The 15,498-nt window shown below is 71.7% G+C and carries 14 protein-coding genes; 10 read left to right on the plus strand and 4 right to left on the minus strand.

Annotated features, from left to right (window positions below; genetic code table 11):
* Positions 1–38: 38 nt before the first annotated feature.
* From FCN18_RS31695 to FCN18_RS31705, 3 genes are all read left to right on the plus strand, one after another.
* A complete protein-coding gene (locus FCN18_RS31695; RefSeq protein ID WP_137096804.1) occupies positions 39–1,580 on the plus strand; it encodes a serine/threonine-protein kinase in 1,542 nt (513 codons plus the stop codon).
* Positions 1,581–1,712: 132 nt separating this feature from the next.
* A complete protein-coding gene (dapA, locus tag FCN18_RS31700; RefSeq protein ID WP_137096805.1) occupies positions 1,713–2,738 on the plus strand; it encodes a 4-hydroxy-tetrahydrodipicolinate synthase in 1,026 nt (341 codons plus the stop codon).
* Positions 2,735–4,432: a ribonuclease J gene (locus FCN18_RS31705; protein WP_112267213.1), complete on the plus strand. Its 1,698-nt coding sequence runs from the start codon at positions 2,735–2,737 to the stop codon at positions 4,430–4,432. The genes dapA and FCN18_RS31705 overlap by 4 nt, the downstream gene beginning before the upstream one ends.
* Positions 4,433–4,630: 198 nt before the next feature.
* Here the strand turns inward: FCN18_RS31705 and FCN18_RS31710 are convergent, their stop codons facing one another.
* Complete coding sequence (locus FCN18_RS31710; RefSeq protein WP_113643955.1) at positions 4,631–5,611, minus strand: EamA family transporter; 981 nt, start codon at positions 5,609–5,611, stop codon at positions 4,631–4,633.
* Positions 5,612–5,652: 41 nt separating this feature from the next.
* Positions 5,653–6,486 (minus strand): lysophospholipid acyltransferase family protein, encoded by an 834-nt coding sequence (locus tag FCN18_RS31715; RefSeq protein WP_112267209.1) that lies wholly within the window; start codon positions 6,484–6,486, stop codon positions 5,653–5,655.
* 117 nt (positions 6,487–6,603) lie between these two features.
* Here FCN18_RS31715 and FCN18_RS31720 point away from each other — a divergent pair, with 117 nt between their 5' ends.
* On the plus strand, positions 6,604–9,111 hold the full coding sequence (locus FCN18_RS31720; protein WP_112267207.1) for an FtsK/SpoIIIE family DNA translocase: 2,508 nt from the start codon (positions 6,604–6,606) through the stop codon (positions 9,109–9,111).
* An 80-nt stretch (positions 9,112–9,191) separates the two neighbouring features.
* Here FCN18_RS31720 and FCN18_RS31725 read toward each other — a convergent pair whose 3' ends face one another.
* Positions 9,192–9,632, minus strand: coding sequence for a phospholipase (locus FCN18_RS31725; RefSeq protein ID WP_112267205.1), 441 nt, complete (start codon positions 9,630–9,632; stop codon positions 9,192–9,194).
* Positions 9,633–9,737: 105 nt separating this feature from the next.
* Positions 9,738–10,253 carry an amino-acid N-acetyltransferase gene (locus FCN18_RS31730; RefSeq protein WP_112267203.1) on the minus strand — a complete coding sequence of 172 codons (516 nt, stop codon included), beginning with the start codon at positions 10,251–10,253 and terminating at the stop codon, positions 9,738–9,740.
* Between the two features lie 63 nt (positions 10,254–10,316).
* Between FCN18_RS31730 and rimO the strand changes: the two genes are divergently transcribed.
* From rimO to pspM, 6 genes are all read left to right on the plus strand, one after another.
* Positions 10,317–11,759: a 30S ribosomal protein S12 methylthiotransferase RimO gene (rimO, locus tag FCN18_RS31735; protein WP_112267201.1), complete on the plus strand. Its 1,443-nt coding sequence runs from the start codon at positions 10,317–10,319 to the stop codon at positions 11,757–11,759.
* 80 nt (positions 11,760–11,839) lie between these two features.
* Complete coding sequence (gene pgsA / locus FCN18_RS31740) at positions 11,840–12,391, plus strand: CDP-diacylglycerol--glycerol-3-phosphate 3-phosphatidyltransferase (protein WP_112268261.1); 552 nt, start codon at positions 11,840–11,842, stop codon at positions 12,389–12,391.
* Positions 12,391–12,852, plus strand: a complete 462-nt coding sequence (locus tag FCN18_RS31745) for a CinA family protein (protein WP_112267199.1) — start codon at positions 12,391–12,393, stop codon at positions 12,850–12,852. The genes pgsA and FCN18_RS31745 overlap by 1 nt, the downstream gene beginning before the upstream one ends.
* A gap of 94 nt (positions 12,853–12,946) precedes the next feature.
* On the plus strand, positions 12,947–13,402 hold the full coding sequence (locus FCN18_RS31750; protein WP_170200628.1) for a helix-turn-helix domain-containing protein: 456 nt from the start codon (positions 12,947–12,949) through the stop codon (positions 13,400–13,402).
* A gap of 200 nt (positions 13,403–13,602) precedes the next feature.
* A complete protein-coding gene (locus FCN18_RS31755) occupies positions 13,603–14,451 on the plus strand; it encodes a PspA/IM30 family protein (protein WP_112267195.1) in 849 nt (282 codons plus the stop codon).
* A 22-nt stretch (positions 14,452–14,473) separates the two neighbouring features.
* Positions 14,474–15,463 (plus strand): phage shock envelope stress response protein PspM, encoded by a 990-nt coding sequence (pspM, locus tag FCN18_RS31760; RefSeq protein ID WP_112267193.1) that lies wholly within the window; start codon positions 14,474–14,476, stop codon positions 15,461–15,463.
* The last annotated feature ends 35 nt before the right edge of the window (positions 15,464–15,498 follow it).

Genomic DNA, 15,498 nt, shown 5'->3' on the forward strand with positions numbered 1-15,498 from the left:
GCTAACATCTGGGCGCACACGACGAGGGGACACAAGCGGTGACCGACGAGCAGCTCCGGCAGATCCAGACCACGCAGGCGACCGCGGTGCCGCGCGTCATCGCCGGCCGGTACCGCCTGCTGAGCGAGCTGGGCCGCGGCGGGATGGGTGTCGTGCACCGCGCCGAGGACACCGTGATCGGCAGGCACGTCGCGATCAAGGAGCTGCGTCTGCCCGACGGCGCCGAGGACGCCGGCGTCTTCCAGGAGCGGGTGCTGCGCGAGGTGCGCACCGGCGGGAAGCTCAACGACCCCGCCGTGGTCACGGTGTACGACGTGATCGGCGAGGGTGACTCCACGTTCATCGTCATGGAGCTCGTCGAGGCGCCCACGCTGTCGGACGTGATCAGGTCACAGGGACCACTGCCGCCGCACCAGGTGGCCGCGATCGGCGACCAGGTGCTCTCGGCGCTGCAGGCCGCGCACACCGCCGGGATCGTCCACCGCGACGTCAAGCCGGGCAACATCATGGTCGGCGCGAACGGGCGCGTGAAGCTCACCGACTTCGGCATCGCGCAGGCCGTCGACGACCCCCGGCTCACCACCAGCGGCATGCTCGTCGGCTCGCCCGCGTTCATGGCCCCCGAGCGGGTCGCGGGCCGCGAGGCGCTGCCGGCCTCGGACCTGTGGTCGCTCGGCGCCTCGCTGTTCTTCGCTGTGGAGGGCTCGCTGCCCTTCGAACGCTCGACCACGGCGGCGACCCTGCACGCGATCATGCACGACGTGCCGTTCCTGACCCACGCGCAGGGACCGCTCGCGTCGGCGATCATGGGCATGCTGATCTCCACGCCCGAGGCCCGCATCACCGCCGAACAGGCTCGCGGACTGCTGGGCATGGCCGCGCAGCAGCCCGGCTACGCGCCGTCGACCCCGCCCGGCGGGCAGCACACCGCGCTCTACCCGAACGGCGGCCAGCCGCCGACCATGATGGGCCCGCCAACGGCCTTCGCCCAGCAGCGGCCCCCGGTGCGCAAGGGCAAGCGCAAGGGTCTGCTCGTCGGCGGGACGGTGGCGGCCGTCGCCCTCCTCGCGGGCGGTTTCTTCCTCGGCAAGCCCGTGTGGAGCCCCTCGGTCGACGAGGCGATGGCGCCGACCCTCACCTACGGCGAGGGCGGCGACATCGAGAGCTACTACTTCGACGGCAGCTCGTACTGGTGCGTGAACAGCCCGATCGGCGCCGGCCGCTCGATCAGCAGCCAGAACTGGGTGGACTGCGAGGACGAGGAGCACGACGCCCAGTTGTACGAGAGCTCGTATCCCGTGGGGCTCTCCGACGAGGAGGGCGCTGACGCGGCCGACTATCCCGGCCCCGAGCGGCTGAACGCGTTCGCCGAGGCCAAGTGCGCGGTGGCCTTCTACTCCAACCGCATCCGGCCGGAGGCACGGTCCTCCCTCAAGTACCAGGCGGTGGTTCCGTCCCGGGCCGAGTGGGCGAAGCCGCCGGAGGACAGCACCAGCGACCCGGTGCGCTACATCTACTGCTTCGTCGTCGGCGCGAACGACGGCCGGCTCAACGGTTATCAGACCAACCAGGTCAACTAGACCAGGAGGAATTCCCGTCCCGGACCGGTGAGACGGGCGATCCTCCGCCTGCCGTCGCGATCCGCGTCGCAGGGCCCTCGATCGGCGCGGTCGGCGCACTCACCGGGGGCCTGAGGAGGTACCGTCAGCAGCATGTCGATCGCACCGTCCACCCCGCCGACCGCCGCGCCGGGCAGACCCTTCGGCCGGGTGCTCACCGCCATGGTCACCCCGTTCGACGCCGAGGGTGCCCTCGACCTGAAGCGGGCGCAGGAGCTCGCCGTGCACCTGCTGGAGCTGGGTAACGACGGGCTCGTCCTCAACGGCACCACGGGCGAGAGTCCCACCACGACCGACGCCGAGAAGGCCGACCTGATCAGGGCAGTCGTGGAGGCCGTCGGCGACCGCGCCACCGTGATCGCGGGCGCCGGGACCTACAACACCGCCCACAGCGTCGAGCTGGCCCAGGCCGCCGAAAAGGCGGGAGCCCACGGCGTGCTCGTGGTGACCCCGTACTACTCCCGCCCGACCCAGGCCGGGTTGTACGCCCACTTCACGGCCGTCGCCGACGTGACCGAGCTGCCGATGATGCTCTACGACATCCCGCCTCGCTCGATCGTGCCCATCGAGGTGGACACGCTGCGGCGGCTCGCCGAGCACCCGCGCATCGTGGCCGTCAAGGACGCCAAGGGTGACCTGCTCGCCGGCAGTGAGGTCATCGCCAACACGCACCTCGCGTACTACTCCGGCGACGACGCGCTGAACCTGCCGTGGCTGTCCGTGGGCGCGGCAGGCGTGGTGAGCGTGATCGGCCACGTCGTGGCGGGCCGGATCCGCGCGATGATCGAGGCCTACGAGGACGGCGACACGTCCACCGCGCGCACCAACCACCGCGGCATGCTCGCCGTGTACCGGGCGTTCTCCCGCGTCGGCGGCGTGGTGTTCAGCAAGACCGCCCTGCGGCTGCGCGGCTACGACGTCGGCGAGCCGCGCCTGCCGATCGTGCCCGCCGTCGAAGAGCAGATCCAGGCGATCGCCGCCGACCTCACCGCGGCCGGCGTCCCGCTGGAGGCGCACCCGACGAGCGACTGGGCCGGCTCGCGCGTCGCGCAGGCCGACTCGGCGGCGGCGTACGTCGCACCGACCACACACACGAGCGTTGGGACCATTCATCGGTGACGGAACTGGTATCTGGACCCGGACCGAACAACGCACCACCGCCGCTGCCGGAGGGCGGCCTGCGTGTCGTCGCGCTGGGCGGCATCGGCGAGGTCGGGCGCAACATGACCGTCTTCGAGTACGACGGCAGGTTGCTGGTCGTCGACTGCGGCGTGCTGTTCCCCGAGGACGCCCAGCCCGGCGTGGACCTGATCCTGCCCGATTTCAGGGCGATCGAGGACCGGCTCGACGACATCGAGGCGCTCGTGCTCACCCACGGTCACGAGGACCACATCGGCGCCGTCCCGTTCCTGCTGCGCCTGCGGCCCGACCTGCCGGTGTACGGCTCGAGGTTCACGCTCGCGCTGCTGGCGGCCAAGTGCAAGGAGCACAAGCAGCGCCCGCAGCTGGTGGAGGTCACCGAGAGCGAGCGGCGCACGGTCGGGGCGTTCGACCTGGAGTTCTTCGCGGTCAACCACTCGATCCCCGACGCACTGGCCGTCGCCATCCGCACGCCGGCGGGGCTGGTGCTGCACACCGGTGACATCAAGCTCGACCAGCTGCCGCTCGACGGCAGGCTCACCGACCTCGCGGGGTTCTCGCGGCTCGGCGACGAGGGCGTGGACCTGCTGTGCGTCGACTCGACCAACGCCGAGGTGCCCGGGTTCGTGACGCCCGAGCGCGACATCGGGCCCGTGCTCGACGACGTGATCGCGCGGGTGCGCCAGCGCGTGATCGTCGCGTGCTTCGCCAGCCACGTCCACCGCGTCCAGCAGGTGCTCGACGCCGCGGTGCGGCACGGCAGGCGGGTGGCCTTCGTCGGCAGGTCGATGGTCCGCAACATGGACATCGCGGCCGAGCTGGGCCTGCTGAACATCCCGGAGGGCCTGCTGATCAGCCTCGACGAGGCCGTGAACCTTCCCGAGACCAAGGTGCTGTTCGTGTCCACGGGCTCGCAGGGGGAGCCGTTGTCGGCGCTGTCGCGCATGGCGCGGGGCGAGCACCGGCAGATCTCCATCCGCTCGGGAGACACGGTGGTGCTGGCCAGCTCGCTGATCCCCGGCAACGAGAACGCCGTTTTCGGCGTGATCAACGGGTTGGTGCGGCTCGGCGCCGACGTCGTGCACCAGGGCAACGCCAAGGTGCACGTGTCGGGGCACGCCTCGGCCGGTGAGCTGCTGTTCCTCTACAACGCCATCCGGCCGAGCAACGTCATGCCGGTGCACGGCGAATGGCGGCACCTGCGCGCCAACGGTGCGCTCGCGGTGCGCACCGGAGTGGCGCCGGAGAACGTGGTGCTCGCCGAGGACGGAGTCGTCGTGGACCTCGTCGACGGCAAGGCCACCACCACCGGGCGCGTCGAGGTCGGCTACGTGTACGTCGACGGGCTCTCCGTCGGCGATGTCGGCGAGTCGACGCTGTCCGACCGGCTCATCCTCGGCGAGGGCGGCTTCATCGCGATCAACGTGGCCGTGGACTCGGCGACGGGCCGGGCGGTGAGCCCTCCGACCGTGTCCGGGCGCGGGTTCTCCGACGACCCGAAGGCGCTCGACGCCGCGGTATCGCTCGTGGAGATGGAGCTCTCGCGCACGGAGATCGAGGGCATCACCGACACCCACCGCATCGCGCAGGCGGTGCGCAGGGTCGTCGGCCGGTGGGTGGCCGACACCTACCGGCGGCGGCCGATGATCGTGCCCACGGTCATCTCCGTCTGACGGCGAGCAGCGCCAGCCCCACGGTCGCGAGCTGCACCAGCAGGGCGCGGCGGGCGCGGCGCTGCTCGGCACGGGTCGGATTGTTCATGGTGACCTCCCCAGTCGGTCGTCGTCCTTGCCTGTCTTGCCTGTCCTGCCTTGCCTTGGAAGTCTCGCGGGCGCGGCCGGTTGCGCGCCTCCCTCGCGGGTGCCGCCGGGCTAGCTCTCGAGAGGGAGCGGCTCGCCCGCCGTGGGCTGCTGTTTGCCCGGCGAGGTGAGCTGCACCAGGAGCGCGCCACCGAGCAGCACGGCCGCGCCGAGCAGCTGGACCCAGGTCAGCGCCTCGTCCAGCAGCAGCCACGCCGCTGCGGTGGCCACGAGCGGCTCCACCAGCGCCAGCACGCTGGCAGCCGCGACCGGGAGGTGGCGTAGCGACGAGATGCCCGCGAGGTAGGCGAGCACGGTGGAGACCAGGGCCACCGCCAGCAGTAGCGCCCACACCGGGGGCCGCCACGGGCCCAGCTCGGCCGGGCTCGCCAGCACCGAGGCGGGCAGCGTCCACGGCGGCGAGACCACGCACACCGCGACGGCGCCGATGACCATGCCCCACGTGACCATGCCGAGCGGGTGGTGGTTGGCCACGCCGTGCTCGCCGAGCAGGAAGTAGGCCGCCGAGCACAGGGCCGCCCCCACGCCCGCGAGCAGGCCAATCGCGTCGAGCCGCAGGCCCTCGCCGACGCGGGCCACCATCGCCAGCCCCCCGAGCGCGAGCGCGATGCCGATCCACATCGGCCACGGCAGCCGCACCCTGCGCACGAAGCGCACCCACAGCGCCACCAGCACGGGCGAGCTGAACTCCAGCAGGATCGCGACGCCGATGGGGATGCGGGACGCGGAGATGAAGTAGAACAGCTGCACGCCCGCGACCCCGAGCAACCCGTACCCGAGCAGCAGCCGCCACTGGCCCTTCGGCACGCGCAGCAGGCTCGGCCGCACCAGCGCCACCCCCGCGAGCAGCACCACCGCGGCCAGCCCGATCCGGGCGGTCGCCACCTGCTCGGGCGCGAGGCCCGCGAGCATCGCGGGCTTGCCGATCACCCCGGAGCTGCCGAAAGACAGCGAGGCCAGCAGGAGCAGTGCGGTCCCGCGGCCACGGCGGGCCACGAAGGTGGTGGAGCTGGCGGAGACATCGGCGGACACACCCGGACCTTAAGACGGGGAACCGACAGATTTCGCCTGGTTTACGGCGTCGGTGACGGCCGCCACGGGCTGCGGGTGTCGGTGGGCCGCGTGGGGTCGAAGAACCGCGGGACGTCCGGCTCGTCCCGGCGCAGGGGGACGAGACCGTCGGTGATGGCGCGCATGATGGCCGCGTGCGCCTTCACGGCGTCGCCCGGCCTGCTCGCCGCGAACTCCGAGAGGTCGACGGGAGCGCCGAAGTGGACCTTGAACGTCGGCCTGCGCAGCGGCGAGGTGAGGCCCGAGCGCAGCAGCGGCAGCACGTCGGCGACGCCCTCGACCCGCTCCGTTCCCCAGTAGACCGCCTCGTGGGCGCCCCACTGGGAGATCGGCACCACGGGCACGCCGGAGGCCAGCGCGAGCCGCGCGGCACCGGTCTTGCCCCGCTCCGGCCACAACCCGGCGTCGTGGCTGATGCGGCCCTCGGGGTAGACGATGATCGGCGCGCGCGTGGTGCGCATCGCCTCGACGGCGTGGGCGAACTGCTCCACCGCCGACGCCGAACCCCGGTCGACCCGCAGGTGACCGCTCGCCTTGAGCGCGGGGCCGAGCACCGGCGCGTCCAGCAGCCCGCCCGCGAGCAGGAACCGAGGGGCGACGCCGATGCGCCTGCACGCCGCCATGAGCACGAACGCGTCGAAGACGCCGATGTGATTGGCCGCCATGAGCAGCGGCCTGCCGCGCAGGGAGCGGGGCACGGCACCGGTCACGCGCAGCTTGCCGGCCAGCCGGACCACGCGCTGGTCGATCGCGAGCATCGCCCGCCAGATCGCCGGCGTCGCGCCGTCCCGGTCGGGGCGTGTCGTCGTGTTCTCCTCGGGGTGCAGGGCCACCATGGGGTGAAGGATGTCACGGGTGTGACACGTGGTTGCGAGCGCCTCTCACCGGAAATGTTTCGCGGGTGGCGTGAGTGGCACATGTGATTGCCGTGGCGTGGCGGTTACCGTAGAGACATGGCGAGCGGGTCGGTGACAAAGGGGAGAAGCACCGCACGTGGCGGCAGCAGAGGCAAGGCGCCCGCGAAGGGCGCGAGCCGGTCGCGGCCGTCGTCCTCGTCGCGCTCGCGCCCCTCGGTCCGCAAGCCGCCGCCCCGCAAGAGCAGAGGCTCGTCCGGTGGCGCGTTCGCCAAGACCGTCCGGGGCGGCTGGAACCTGCTCGCCAAGGGCATCGGCGGCCTCGCCCGCGCGGTCGGCCGCACCCGCGAGCTGGAACCCGAGCACCGCAGGGACGGACTCGCGCTCGGCCTGATCGCGCTCGGTCTCGTCACCGCCGTCGGCGTCTTCTGGCGCGCGGCGGGTCCGATCGGCGAATGGGTCACCGTCGGCATGCGCAGCGTCTTCGGCGCCGGTGCCGTCGCGGTCCCGCTGGCGCTCGTGGTGTCCGCCGTCGCGCTGATGCGCTCCGAGGCGAAACCGGAGACCAGGCCGCGAATGGTCGTCGGCACGCTGTTGGTGACCCTGTCGATCCTCGGCCTGCTGCACCTGTTCAACGCCCGCCCGCAGGAGCACGGCGACCAGATGTACGCGGGCGGCTGGCTCGGCTGGTTCTCCGGAGACCTACTGGCCCGCGGCGTGACGATCTGGGTGGCCGTGCCGCTGCTGATCCTCACGCTGGCGTTCGGCGTGCTCGTGTTCACCGCGACGCCGGTGCGCGAGATCCCGCGCCGCCTCCGCGAGTGGGGTGTCGACCCCGCCGACCTCGAAGAGGAGGAGAACCAGCGGCAGGCCCGGCACGATCCGGTGGCCGAGGCCGACCCCGCGTCGGTGCGGCTGCGCAAGCCCTCCCGGCGCCGCCAGGCCAGCGCGGACACCAGCGCCGAGGACCCGAGCCTGTTCGACGACCTGACCGCCTCGCCCGTCCCGGACCCCGCGCCGAAGCCCAAGGCGGCCGAGGTGCCGGAGCGCAAGCCCCGGAGCAAGCCCGAGCAGCCCGCGCTCGCCGTGACCCGCGCCGTCGAGGGCGACTACACGCTGCCCTCGCCGGAGCTGCTGACGCTCGGCGAGGCCCCGAAGGCCCGCAGCAAGGCCAACGACGCCATGATCGAGGCGATCACGGGCGTGCTCGAGCAGTTCAATGTGGACGCTCAGGTCACCGGGTTCACCCGTGGCCCCACGGTGACCCGCTACGAGGTGGAGCTCGGCCCCGGCGTCAAGGTCGAGAAGATCACCGCGCTCACCAAGAACATCGCCTACGCCGTCGCGACCGACAACGTGCGCCTGCTCGCGCCGATCCCCGGCAAGTCGGCCGTCGGCATCGAGGTGCCCAACTCCGACCGCGAGATGGTGCGCCTCGGCGATGTGCTGCGCTCGGCCAAGGCCGCCAAGGACAACCACCCGATGGTGATCGGCCTCGGCAAGGACATCGAGGGACACTTCGTCACCGCGAACCTGACCAAGATGCCGCACCTGCTCGTGGCGGGCTCCACCGGCTCCGGTAAGTCGAGCTTCGTCAACTCCATGCTGGTGTCGCTGCTCGCGCGGGCGACGCCGGAGGAGTGCCGGATGATCCTGATCGACCCGAAGATGGTCGAGCTGACGCCGTACGAGGGCATCCCGCACCTCATCACGCCCATCATCACGCAGCCGAAGAAGGCCGCCGCCGCGCTTGCCTGGCTCGTGGAGGAGATGGAGCAGCGCTACCAGGACATGCAGGCCAACCGGGTGCGCCACATCGACGACTTCAACAAGAAGGTGCGCTCCGGCGAGATCACCGCTCCGCCCGGCAGCGAGCGCGAGTACCGGCCCTACCCCTACATCATGGCGATCGTCGACGAGCTCGCCGACCTCATGATGACCGCGCCGCGTGACGTCGAGGACGCGATCGTGCGCATCACGCAGAAGGCCCGTGCCGCGGGGATCCACCTCGTGCTCGCCACCCAGCGGCCGTCGGTGGACGTCGTCACCGGCCTCATCAAGACCAACGTACCGTCGCGGCTGGCGTTCGCCACGTCGTCGCTCACCGACTCGCGCGTCATCCTCGACCAGCCGGGCGCCGAGAAGCTCATCGGCATGGGCGACGCGCTGTACCTGCCGATGGGCGCGGGCAAGCCGACCCGCGTGCAGGGCTCGTTCGTCAGCGACGAGGAGATCGCGGCGATCGTCAACTTCACCAAGGAGCAGGCTGAGCCCGAGTACACCGACGGTGTCACCGCGGCGAAGGCAGGCGAGAAGAAGGAGATCGACGCCGACATCGGCGACGACCTCGACGTGCTGCTGCAGGCCGCCGAGCTCGTGGTCACCTCGCAGTTCGGGTCCACCTCGATGCTGCAGCGCAAGCTGCGCGTCGGCTTCGCCAAGGCGGGCAGGCTCATGGACCTGCTGGAGACCCGGGGAGTGGTGGGCCCGTCGGAGGGGTCGAAGGCGCGCGACGTGCTGGTCAAGCCCGAGGACCTGCCCGGAACGCTGGCCCTCATCCGAGGCGGCGACCCCGGCCCCGCCGACGACGACGAGGACCTGGACTAGCCAGAGTGCCCATCTGCAGTGAAGGCCACCTTCACTGCGTTGAACGCAGTGAAGGTGGCCCTCACTGCAGGGGCGGGGGGTCAGCTGGCGCCGAACTTGCGGACCGCCTGGTAGTAGGTCCACGCGGCGCCGTCGCATTGCCAGCGACCCGCGCAGATCGTCTTCATGTCGCTGTAGAAGTTGTCGTCGATCGCCTTGCGGTTCGCTTCGGTGAACCGGCTCTGCCTCTTGTAGTTGCGGTAGCCGAAGTCGTGCCGGTGGCAGGCGGGGGTGAAGTCGTAGCCCAGCGGCCTGTCCGGTGACCACGAGCACGCGTCCGAGGACCAGTCGAGCACGTCGGCATGCGGTGCCGTGGCGCGCGTGGTGCCGAACTGCGACAGGGACAGCTCGAACAGGTACTCGTCGGTCACCTCCCGGACGTCGACGGCGGGCGCCGTTCCCGCGCCGACGAACAGGGCGGCGGCGACGGCGGTGGATCCGACGGCGCCACGGAGAGTGCGGCGCAGGACTGACGTGGCCATGGCAGGCTCCCTCGCTGAGCAGGCAGGAAACAGGCTTGATCAGCTTCGGGTGCCGCCGGTTGCCGCCACCACCTCCGAAGGTGGGAACAGTGGGTGAATTACCGACTACGCACCGGTGGGCGCGGTCAGGTCAAGGAGCATGCGCGTGTTGCCGAGAGTGTTGGGCTTGACGAACGGCAGGTCCAGGAACTCCGCGACGCCGGTGTCGAGCGAGCGGCGCATCTCCTCGTAGACCTCGCGCGGGACGGGCGTGCCGTGGATCTCCCGGAACCCGTGCTTGGCGAAGAACTCCGTCTCGAACGTCAGCACGAAGATCCGCGGCACCCCCAGCTCCCTCGCCAGCTCCACGAGCCTGCCGACCAGCAGGTGCCCGAGGCCCCTGCCGCGCATCGAGCGCTCCACGGCGACCGTGCGGATCTCGGCGAGGTCCTCCCACAGCACGTGCAGGGCGCCGCAGCCGACGATCTCGCCGGCCAGCTCGGCGACCCAGAACTCCTGCATGTCCTCGTAGAGGGTCACGAGCTCCTTCTCGAGGAGCACCTTGCCCGCGTCGGAGTCGACCAGCGCCTTGATCTTGCGAACGTCCGCGACGCGCGCGCGGCGAATGAGCGGGGACTCCACCCTCCAGACGCTAGCGGGCGGGCTCCGCACCACCGACCAGGGTCTCCTCGTTACCCTGGTCGGGTGTCTTCCGCTGATTCCTCGCCTGGCCGCCGCGTCTCCCTGCTGACCCTCGGCTGCGCCCGCAACGAGGTCGACTCCGAGGAGCTCGCGGGCAGGCTCGCCGCGGGCGGCTGGGAGCTCTCCGCCGACCCCGAGGCCAGCGACGTCGTCGTGGTCAACACGTGCGGCTTCGTGGAGGCGGCAAAGAAGGACTCGGTGGACACCCTGCTCGCGGCGGCGGACACGGGCGCCAAGGTGGTCGCGGTCGGCTGCATGGCCGAGCGCTACGGCCGCGAGCTGGCCGACAACCTGCCAGAGGCCGACGCGGTGCTCGGCTTCGACCACTACCCGCAGCTGGCGGAACGGCTCGCCGACATCGCCGAGGGCCGCTCGATCGCCTCGCACACGCCCGCCGACCGCAGGACCCTGCTGCCGATCAGCCCTGTCGAGCGGCCCGCCGCGGCCGAGCAGGTCGCCGTGCCCGGCCACGCCGGGTGGGGCCCACGCGTGCTGCGCTCCCGGCTCGACGACTCGCCGGTCGCCGCGCTGAAGATCGCGTCCGGCTGCGACCGGCGCTGCTCGTTCTGCGCCATCCCGTCGTTCCGCGGGTCCTTCGTGTCCCGCCACCCCGACGAGATCGTCGCGGAGGCCGAGTGGCTCGCCACCCAGGGCGCGCGCGAGCTGTTCCTCGTCAGCGAGAACTCCACGTCCTACGGCAAGGATCTCGGCCGCGAGCTCGGCGGCACCCGTGCGCTGGAGGGTCTGCTGCCGCGGCTGGCCGCCGTCGCCGGCATCGACCGCGTGCGCGTGTCGTACCTGCAGCCCGCCGAGACCCGGCCCGACCTCGTGAAGGTCATCGCGACCACGCCGGGCGTCGCCGACTACTTCGACCTGTCCTTCCAGCACTCCAGCGAGGCCGTGCTGCGCCGCATGCGGCGCTTCGGCTCCACGGACTCGTTCCTGGCGCTCATCGACCAGATCCGCGAGTACACGCCCGAGGCGGGCATCCGCACCAACGTGATCGTCGGCTTCCCCGGCGAGACCGAGGCCGACGTCGCGGAGCTGGAGCGCTTCCTCACCGGCGCGCGGCTGGACGCCGTGGGCGTGTTCGGCTACTCCGACGAGGACGGCACCGAGGCCGAGGGCTTCGACGGCAAGCTCGACGAGGCGACCATCGCCGAGCGCGTCGGCCGGGTGTCCGCGCTGGTCGAGGAGCTCACCGCCCAGCGTGCCGAGGACCGGATCGGCACGGTGGTCGAGGTGCTCGTGGAGACCATCGCCGACGAGGCCGACGAGGTCACCGGCCGCGCCGCGCACCAGGCGCCCGAGGTGGACGGCGAGTGCGTCGTGCTGGACGCCGGTAGCTGCAAGGCCGGCGAGCTGCTCCGCTGCGAGGTGGTGGACAGCGCGGGCGTCGACCTGATCGTCCGGCCACTCGAGCCGGTCGCGGACAGGGCGCCGTGAGCGCCGAGGCCGGCGGCGCCGATCGGGACGCCGAGGTCGGCGGCACCGCCGACGTCGCGTCCACCCCGGCGGTCGCGAACGTGCCGACGCTCAACGTCGCCAACCTGCTGACCCTGTCGCGGCTGGTCCTCGTCCCCCTGTTCGTCCTCGCGCTGTTCACGGCCGACGGCACCGACCCGGCGTGGCGCTATGTCGCCACGGCCGTGTTCGCCGTCGCCGCCCTCACCGACCGGGTCGACGGCTGGGTCGCACGCAGGTACAGCCTGATCACCGACTTCGGCAAGATCGCCGACCCGATCGCCGACAAGGCGCTCATCGGCGCCGCGCTGGTCGGGCTGAGTGTGCTCGGCGAGCTGCCGTGGTGGGTCACGATCGTCATCGCCGTCCGAGAGCTGGGCGTCACACTGCTGCGATTCTGGGTCATCCGGCACGGCGTGATCCCGGCGAGCCGGGGCGGCAAGGCCAAGACGCTGGCCCAGAGCGTCGCGATCGGCGCCTACCTGCTCCCGCTCGGGGCGTGGGCGGACCCGGTGTGCTGGGGGCTCATGGGCATCGCGCTCGTGCTCACGGTCGCCACCGGCCTCGACTACGTGGTCAGGGCGCTGCGGCTGCGTGCGGGAAGCTCGCGCTGATGGAGGCGCGGGAGCTGGTCGCCGCGCTGATCCGGCGCGGGCAGACCGTCGCGACCGCCGAGTCGCTGACGGCCGGCCTGGTGTGCGCCACGCTGACCGAGGTACCGGGTTCGAGCGCGACCGTGCGCGGCGGGCTGATCGTCTACGCCACGGATCTCAAGCGGACGCTCGCCGGGGTGGACGGGGCACTGCTGGCCGAGCACGGCGCCGTGCACCCGGAGGTCGCCGCGCAGCTCGCCCGGGGCGCGCGCGAACGGTGCGGCGCCGACTGGGGCGTGGGGCTCACCGGGGTCGCCGGGCCCGATCCGCAGGACGGGGTGGCGCCCGGCACCGTGCACCTCGCGGTGGCGGGCGAAGGGGTGCTCGATGCGCGTACGCTGCGGATGTCCGGTGACCGCGACGCCGTGCGAAGGGCGTCGGTGACCGCCGCGCTGGGCCTGCTCGGGGAACAACTGGGTTGATCCACGCGTTCGCCCTTGGCGGACGCACGTGTCAACACCTGCGTTCTGTCGGCTGGTCTCGGTAACGTGGTCAGTAGCTGAAGGGAGGCGCGTGATGACCGTGCTGTTGCGCGAGGCGATCGGTGATCGGCTCCGTCATGCCCGCACCACCAAGCGCCGGACGCTGCGCGACATCTCCCGCGCCGCCAAGGTCAGCCTCGGTTACCTCTCGGAGGTCGAGCGGGGCCAGAAGGAAGCGTCGAGCGAGCTGCTCGCGTCCATCTGCGAGGCGCTGGACCTGCCGCTCGGTGAGCTGCTGCACAACGTCGCCGCGGACGTGTCCGCGCTGGACAAGGTCGACACGGCCGCCATGGGCCAGCCCGGCGAGCCGGTGGAGCCCGCCGAGCGCGGGGATCGCGCGAGCGCCAAGGCCACGAGCTCGGACAGCGGGTTCGAGGGCGGCCGGATCGTGGCGAACGTCGGCGGCAACGACCTCGCCGACCTGCGGCTCTCCCCGACGCTGCGGACCACCATCCACCCGCCGAAGTCCAAGGCCGTCCTCGCCGCGTGACCTGCGGAACGGGCGGCATCCGGACCGTGCCCCGGGTCGGGTCAGGGCCATCCCTGAATTCCCCCGGGGTCGCCTGGAACCACGGCCGTTGACCTGACACGATGGAACCCAACACCGGGGGTCGCACGTTGCCAGGACACGGCGAACGGTGACAGCACCGGATCAACAGCTCGTGGGACGTGAGAAGGCAGGCGGAGGAGATGGCCAACCCTTTCGTGAAGTTCTGGAAGTACCTCATGGCGGCGTTCTCGTCGAAGGTTGACGAGTACGCCGACCCGAAGGTGCAGATCCAGCAGGCCATCGAGGAGGCGCAGCGCAACCACCAGGCGCTCTCCCAGCAGGCGGCTTCGGTGATCGGCAACCAGCGGCAGCTGGAGATGAAGCTCAACCGGCAGCTCGGTGAGGTCGAGAAGCTGCAGTCCTCCACCCGCCAGGCGCTCGTCCTCGCCGACGAGGCGCGCGCGAAGGGCGACGAGAAGAAGGCGCAGGAGTTCGAGACCGCCGCCGAGGGCTTCGCCGCCCAGCTCGTCACCGCCGAGCAGAGTATCGAGGACCTCAAGACGCTGCACGACCAGTCGCTGCAGGCGGCGGCGCAGGCCAAGCAGGCCGTCGAGCGCAACGCCTCGATGCTGCAGCAGAAGCTGGCGGAGCGCACCAAGCTGCTCTCGCAGCTGGAGCAGGCGAAGATGCAGGAGCAGGTGTCGGCTTCGCTCACGCAGATGACCGAGCTGGCCGCGCCGGGCAACACGCCGTCGCTCGACGAGATCCGCGACAAGATCGAGAAGCGCTACACCACCGCGCTCGGCTCGGCGGAGCTCGCGCAGAACTCCGTGCAGGGCCGCATGCTCGAGGTGCAGCACTCCACGACGCAGCTGGCCGGGCACAACCGCCTCGAGCAGATCCGCGCGTCGATGAAGGGCGAGTCGGTGGCCCAGGTGACCGACGGCTCCGCGTCGTCCGGTTCGGCGGCACCGGCGTCCTCGGGCTCGGATGTCCAGAAGGAGATCCAGGCGCGGGTCGAGGCCGAGCGCCAGAAGAACCAGGCCTGAGCGGCAAGGCCGGGCTGGGATCATGGCCGCGGGATCGGGCAAGTCGGGCAGGCGGGACTTCAGCCAGCTGAACGCCAAGCTGGAGAAGCACATCGAGCGGTTGCCCGACTACGCCCAGAAGGCGCAGGAGAAGCTCCAGAAGTACCTTCCGCCGCAGCAGCAGGGCCAGTCCCGCGACGGCGGCGAGGAGCGGGAGAGCGCTCCACAGGAGCCGACGCGGCCGTCCAAGCCGACGCGTTCGGCGGACGCGCCGCTGCTGCCTCGTGAGGTGGCGGCGATCGCCGACATGCGCGACAAGTGGACGCGCTGGAACGAGCCGTCCGCCAAGCTGGAGCGCCGCAAGCGCAGGACCTCCAAGGCGCTCACCCTCTGGACCATCATCACGCTGCTGAGCGTGCTGTGGGCCGTCGGTGGCTTCTACGGCGTCACGGGCGGCGAGGAGGGCTTCGTCGGCGCCTTCGGCGGCCTCACCAGCGCCGTGATCTTCGGCGTACTGGCGGTACGGTCCGGCGTGAAGCTCCGCCAGCTCAACCGCACCGAGGTGCCCGCGGTGGCTTCCACCAAGCCACCGCGGCTGCCCTCGGCGAACTCCGCCGCGCGCAAGCCGATGGAGCGGCTCGCGGAGAGCGAGGCGACGCTCGCCGAGTTGCTGGGCCAGCTGGCCTCACCCGCGAACGGCGCCCCGGCATCGGTGCCCGAGCTGTCCGTCGAGGACGCGCGGAACACCGCCGCCGAGGCCTCGGCGACCCTGCGGGCGCTCGCGGGCCGGATCCAGTCGATCGAGCGCGCGAGGGCCTCCGCGCCCGCGAGCGAGCGGCAGCCGCTGGACTCCGCCATCCGCACGCTGGCCGAGCAGCTCGACGACGGCGTCGAGGGCTACGGCGGGCTCGTCGCCGCGGCCGGCCGGGCGGTCGCCGCCAGCAGCGGGGGCGTGCATCCCGCCAAGGAGGCGCTCACCGACGCCACCGACCGCCTCGCCGGGCTCGCGCTGGCGCTGCGCGACCTGTCCTGACGACGCTTCCGCCCCGACGGGGAATCGCCGCCGGA

The organism is Prauserella endophytica, assembly GCF_005146945.1.
Lineage (GTDB): Bacteria > Actinomycetota > Actinomycetes > Mycobacteriales > Pseudonocardiaceae > Prauserella_A > Prauserella_A endophytica.

What these genes read in the sequence shown, in the direction of transcription:
- dapA (WP_137096805.1), top strand. Translation starts at nt 1,713, where the DNA reads ATGTCGATCGCACCGTCCACCCCGCCGACCGCCGCGCCGGGCAGACCC.
- FCN18_RS31715 (WP_112267209.1), bottom strand. Translation starts at nt 6,486, where the DNA reads ATGGTGGCCCTGCACCCCGAGGAGAACACGACGACACGCCCCGACCGG.
- FCN18_RS31720 (WP_112267207.1), top strand. Translation starts at nt 6,604, where the DNA reads ATGGCGAGCGGGTCGGTGACAAAGGGGAGAAGCACCGCACGTGGCGGC.
- FCN18_RS31725 (WP_112267205.1), bottom strand. Translation starts at nt 9,632, where the DNA reads ATGGCCACGTCAGTCCTGCGCCGCACTCTCCGTGGCGCCGTCGGATCC.
- FCN18_RS31745 (WP_112267199.1), top strand. Translation starts at nt 12,391, where the DNA reads ATGGAGGCGCGGGAGCTGGTCGCCGCGCTGATCCGGCGCGGGCAGACC.
- FCN18_RS31750 (WP_170200628.1), top strand. Translation starts at nt 12,947, where the DNA reads ATGACCGTGCTGTTGCGCGAGGCGATCGGTGATCGGCTCCGTCATGCC.
- FCN18_RS31755 (WP_112267195.1), top strand. Translation starts at nt 13,603, where the DNA reads ATGGCCAACCCTTTCGTGAAGTTCTGGAAGTACCTCATGGCGGCGTTC.
- pspM (WP_112267193.1), top strand. Translation starts at nt 14,474, where the DNA reads ATGGCCGCGGGATCGGGCAAGTCGGGCAGGCGGGACTTCAGCCAGCTG.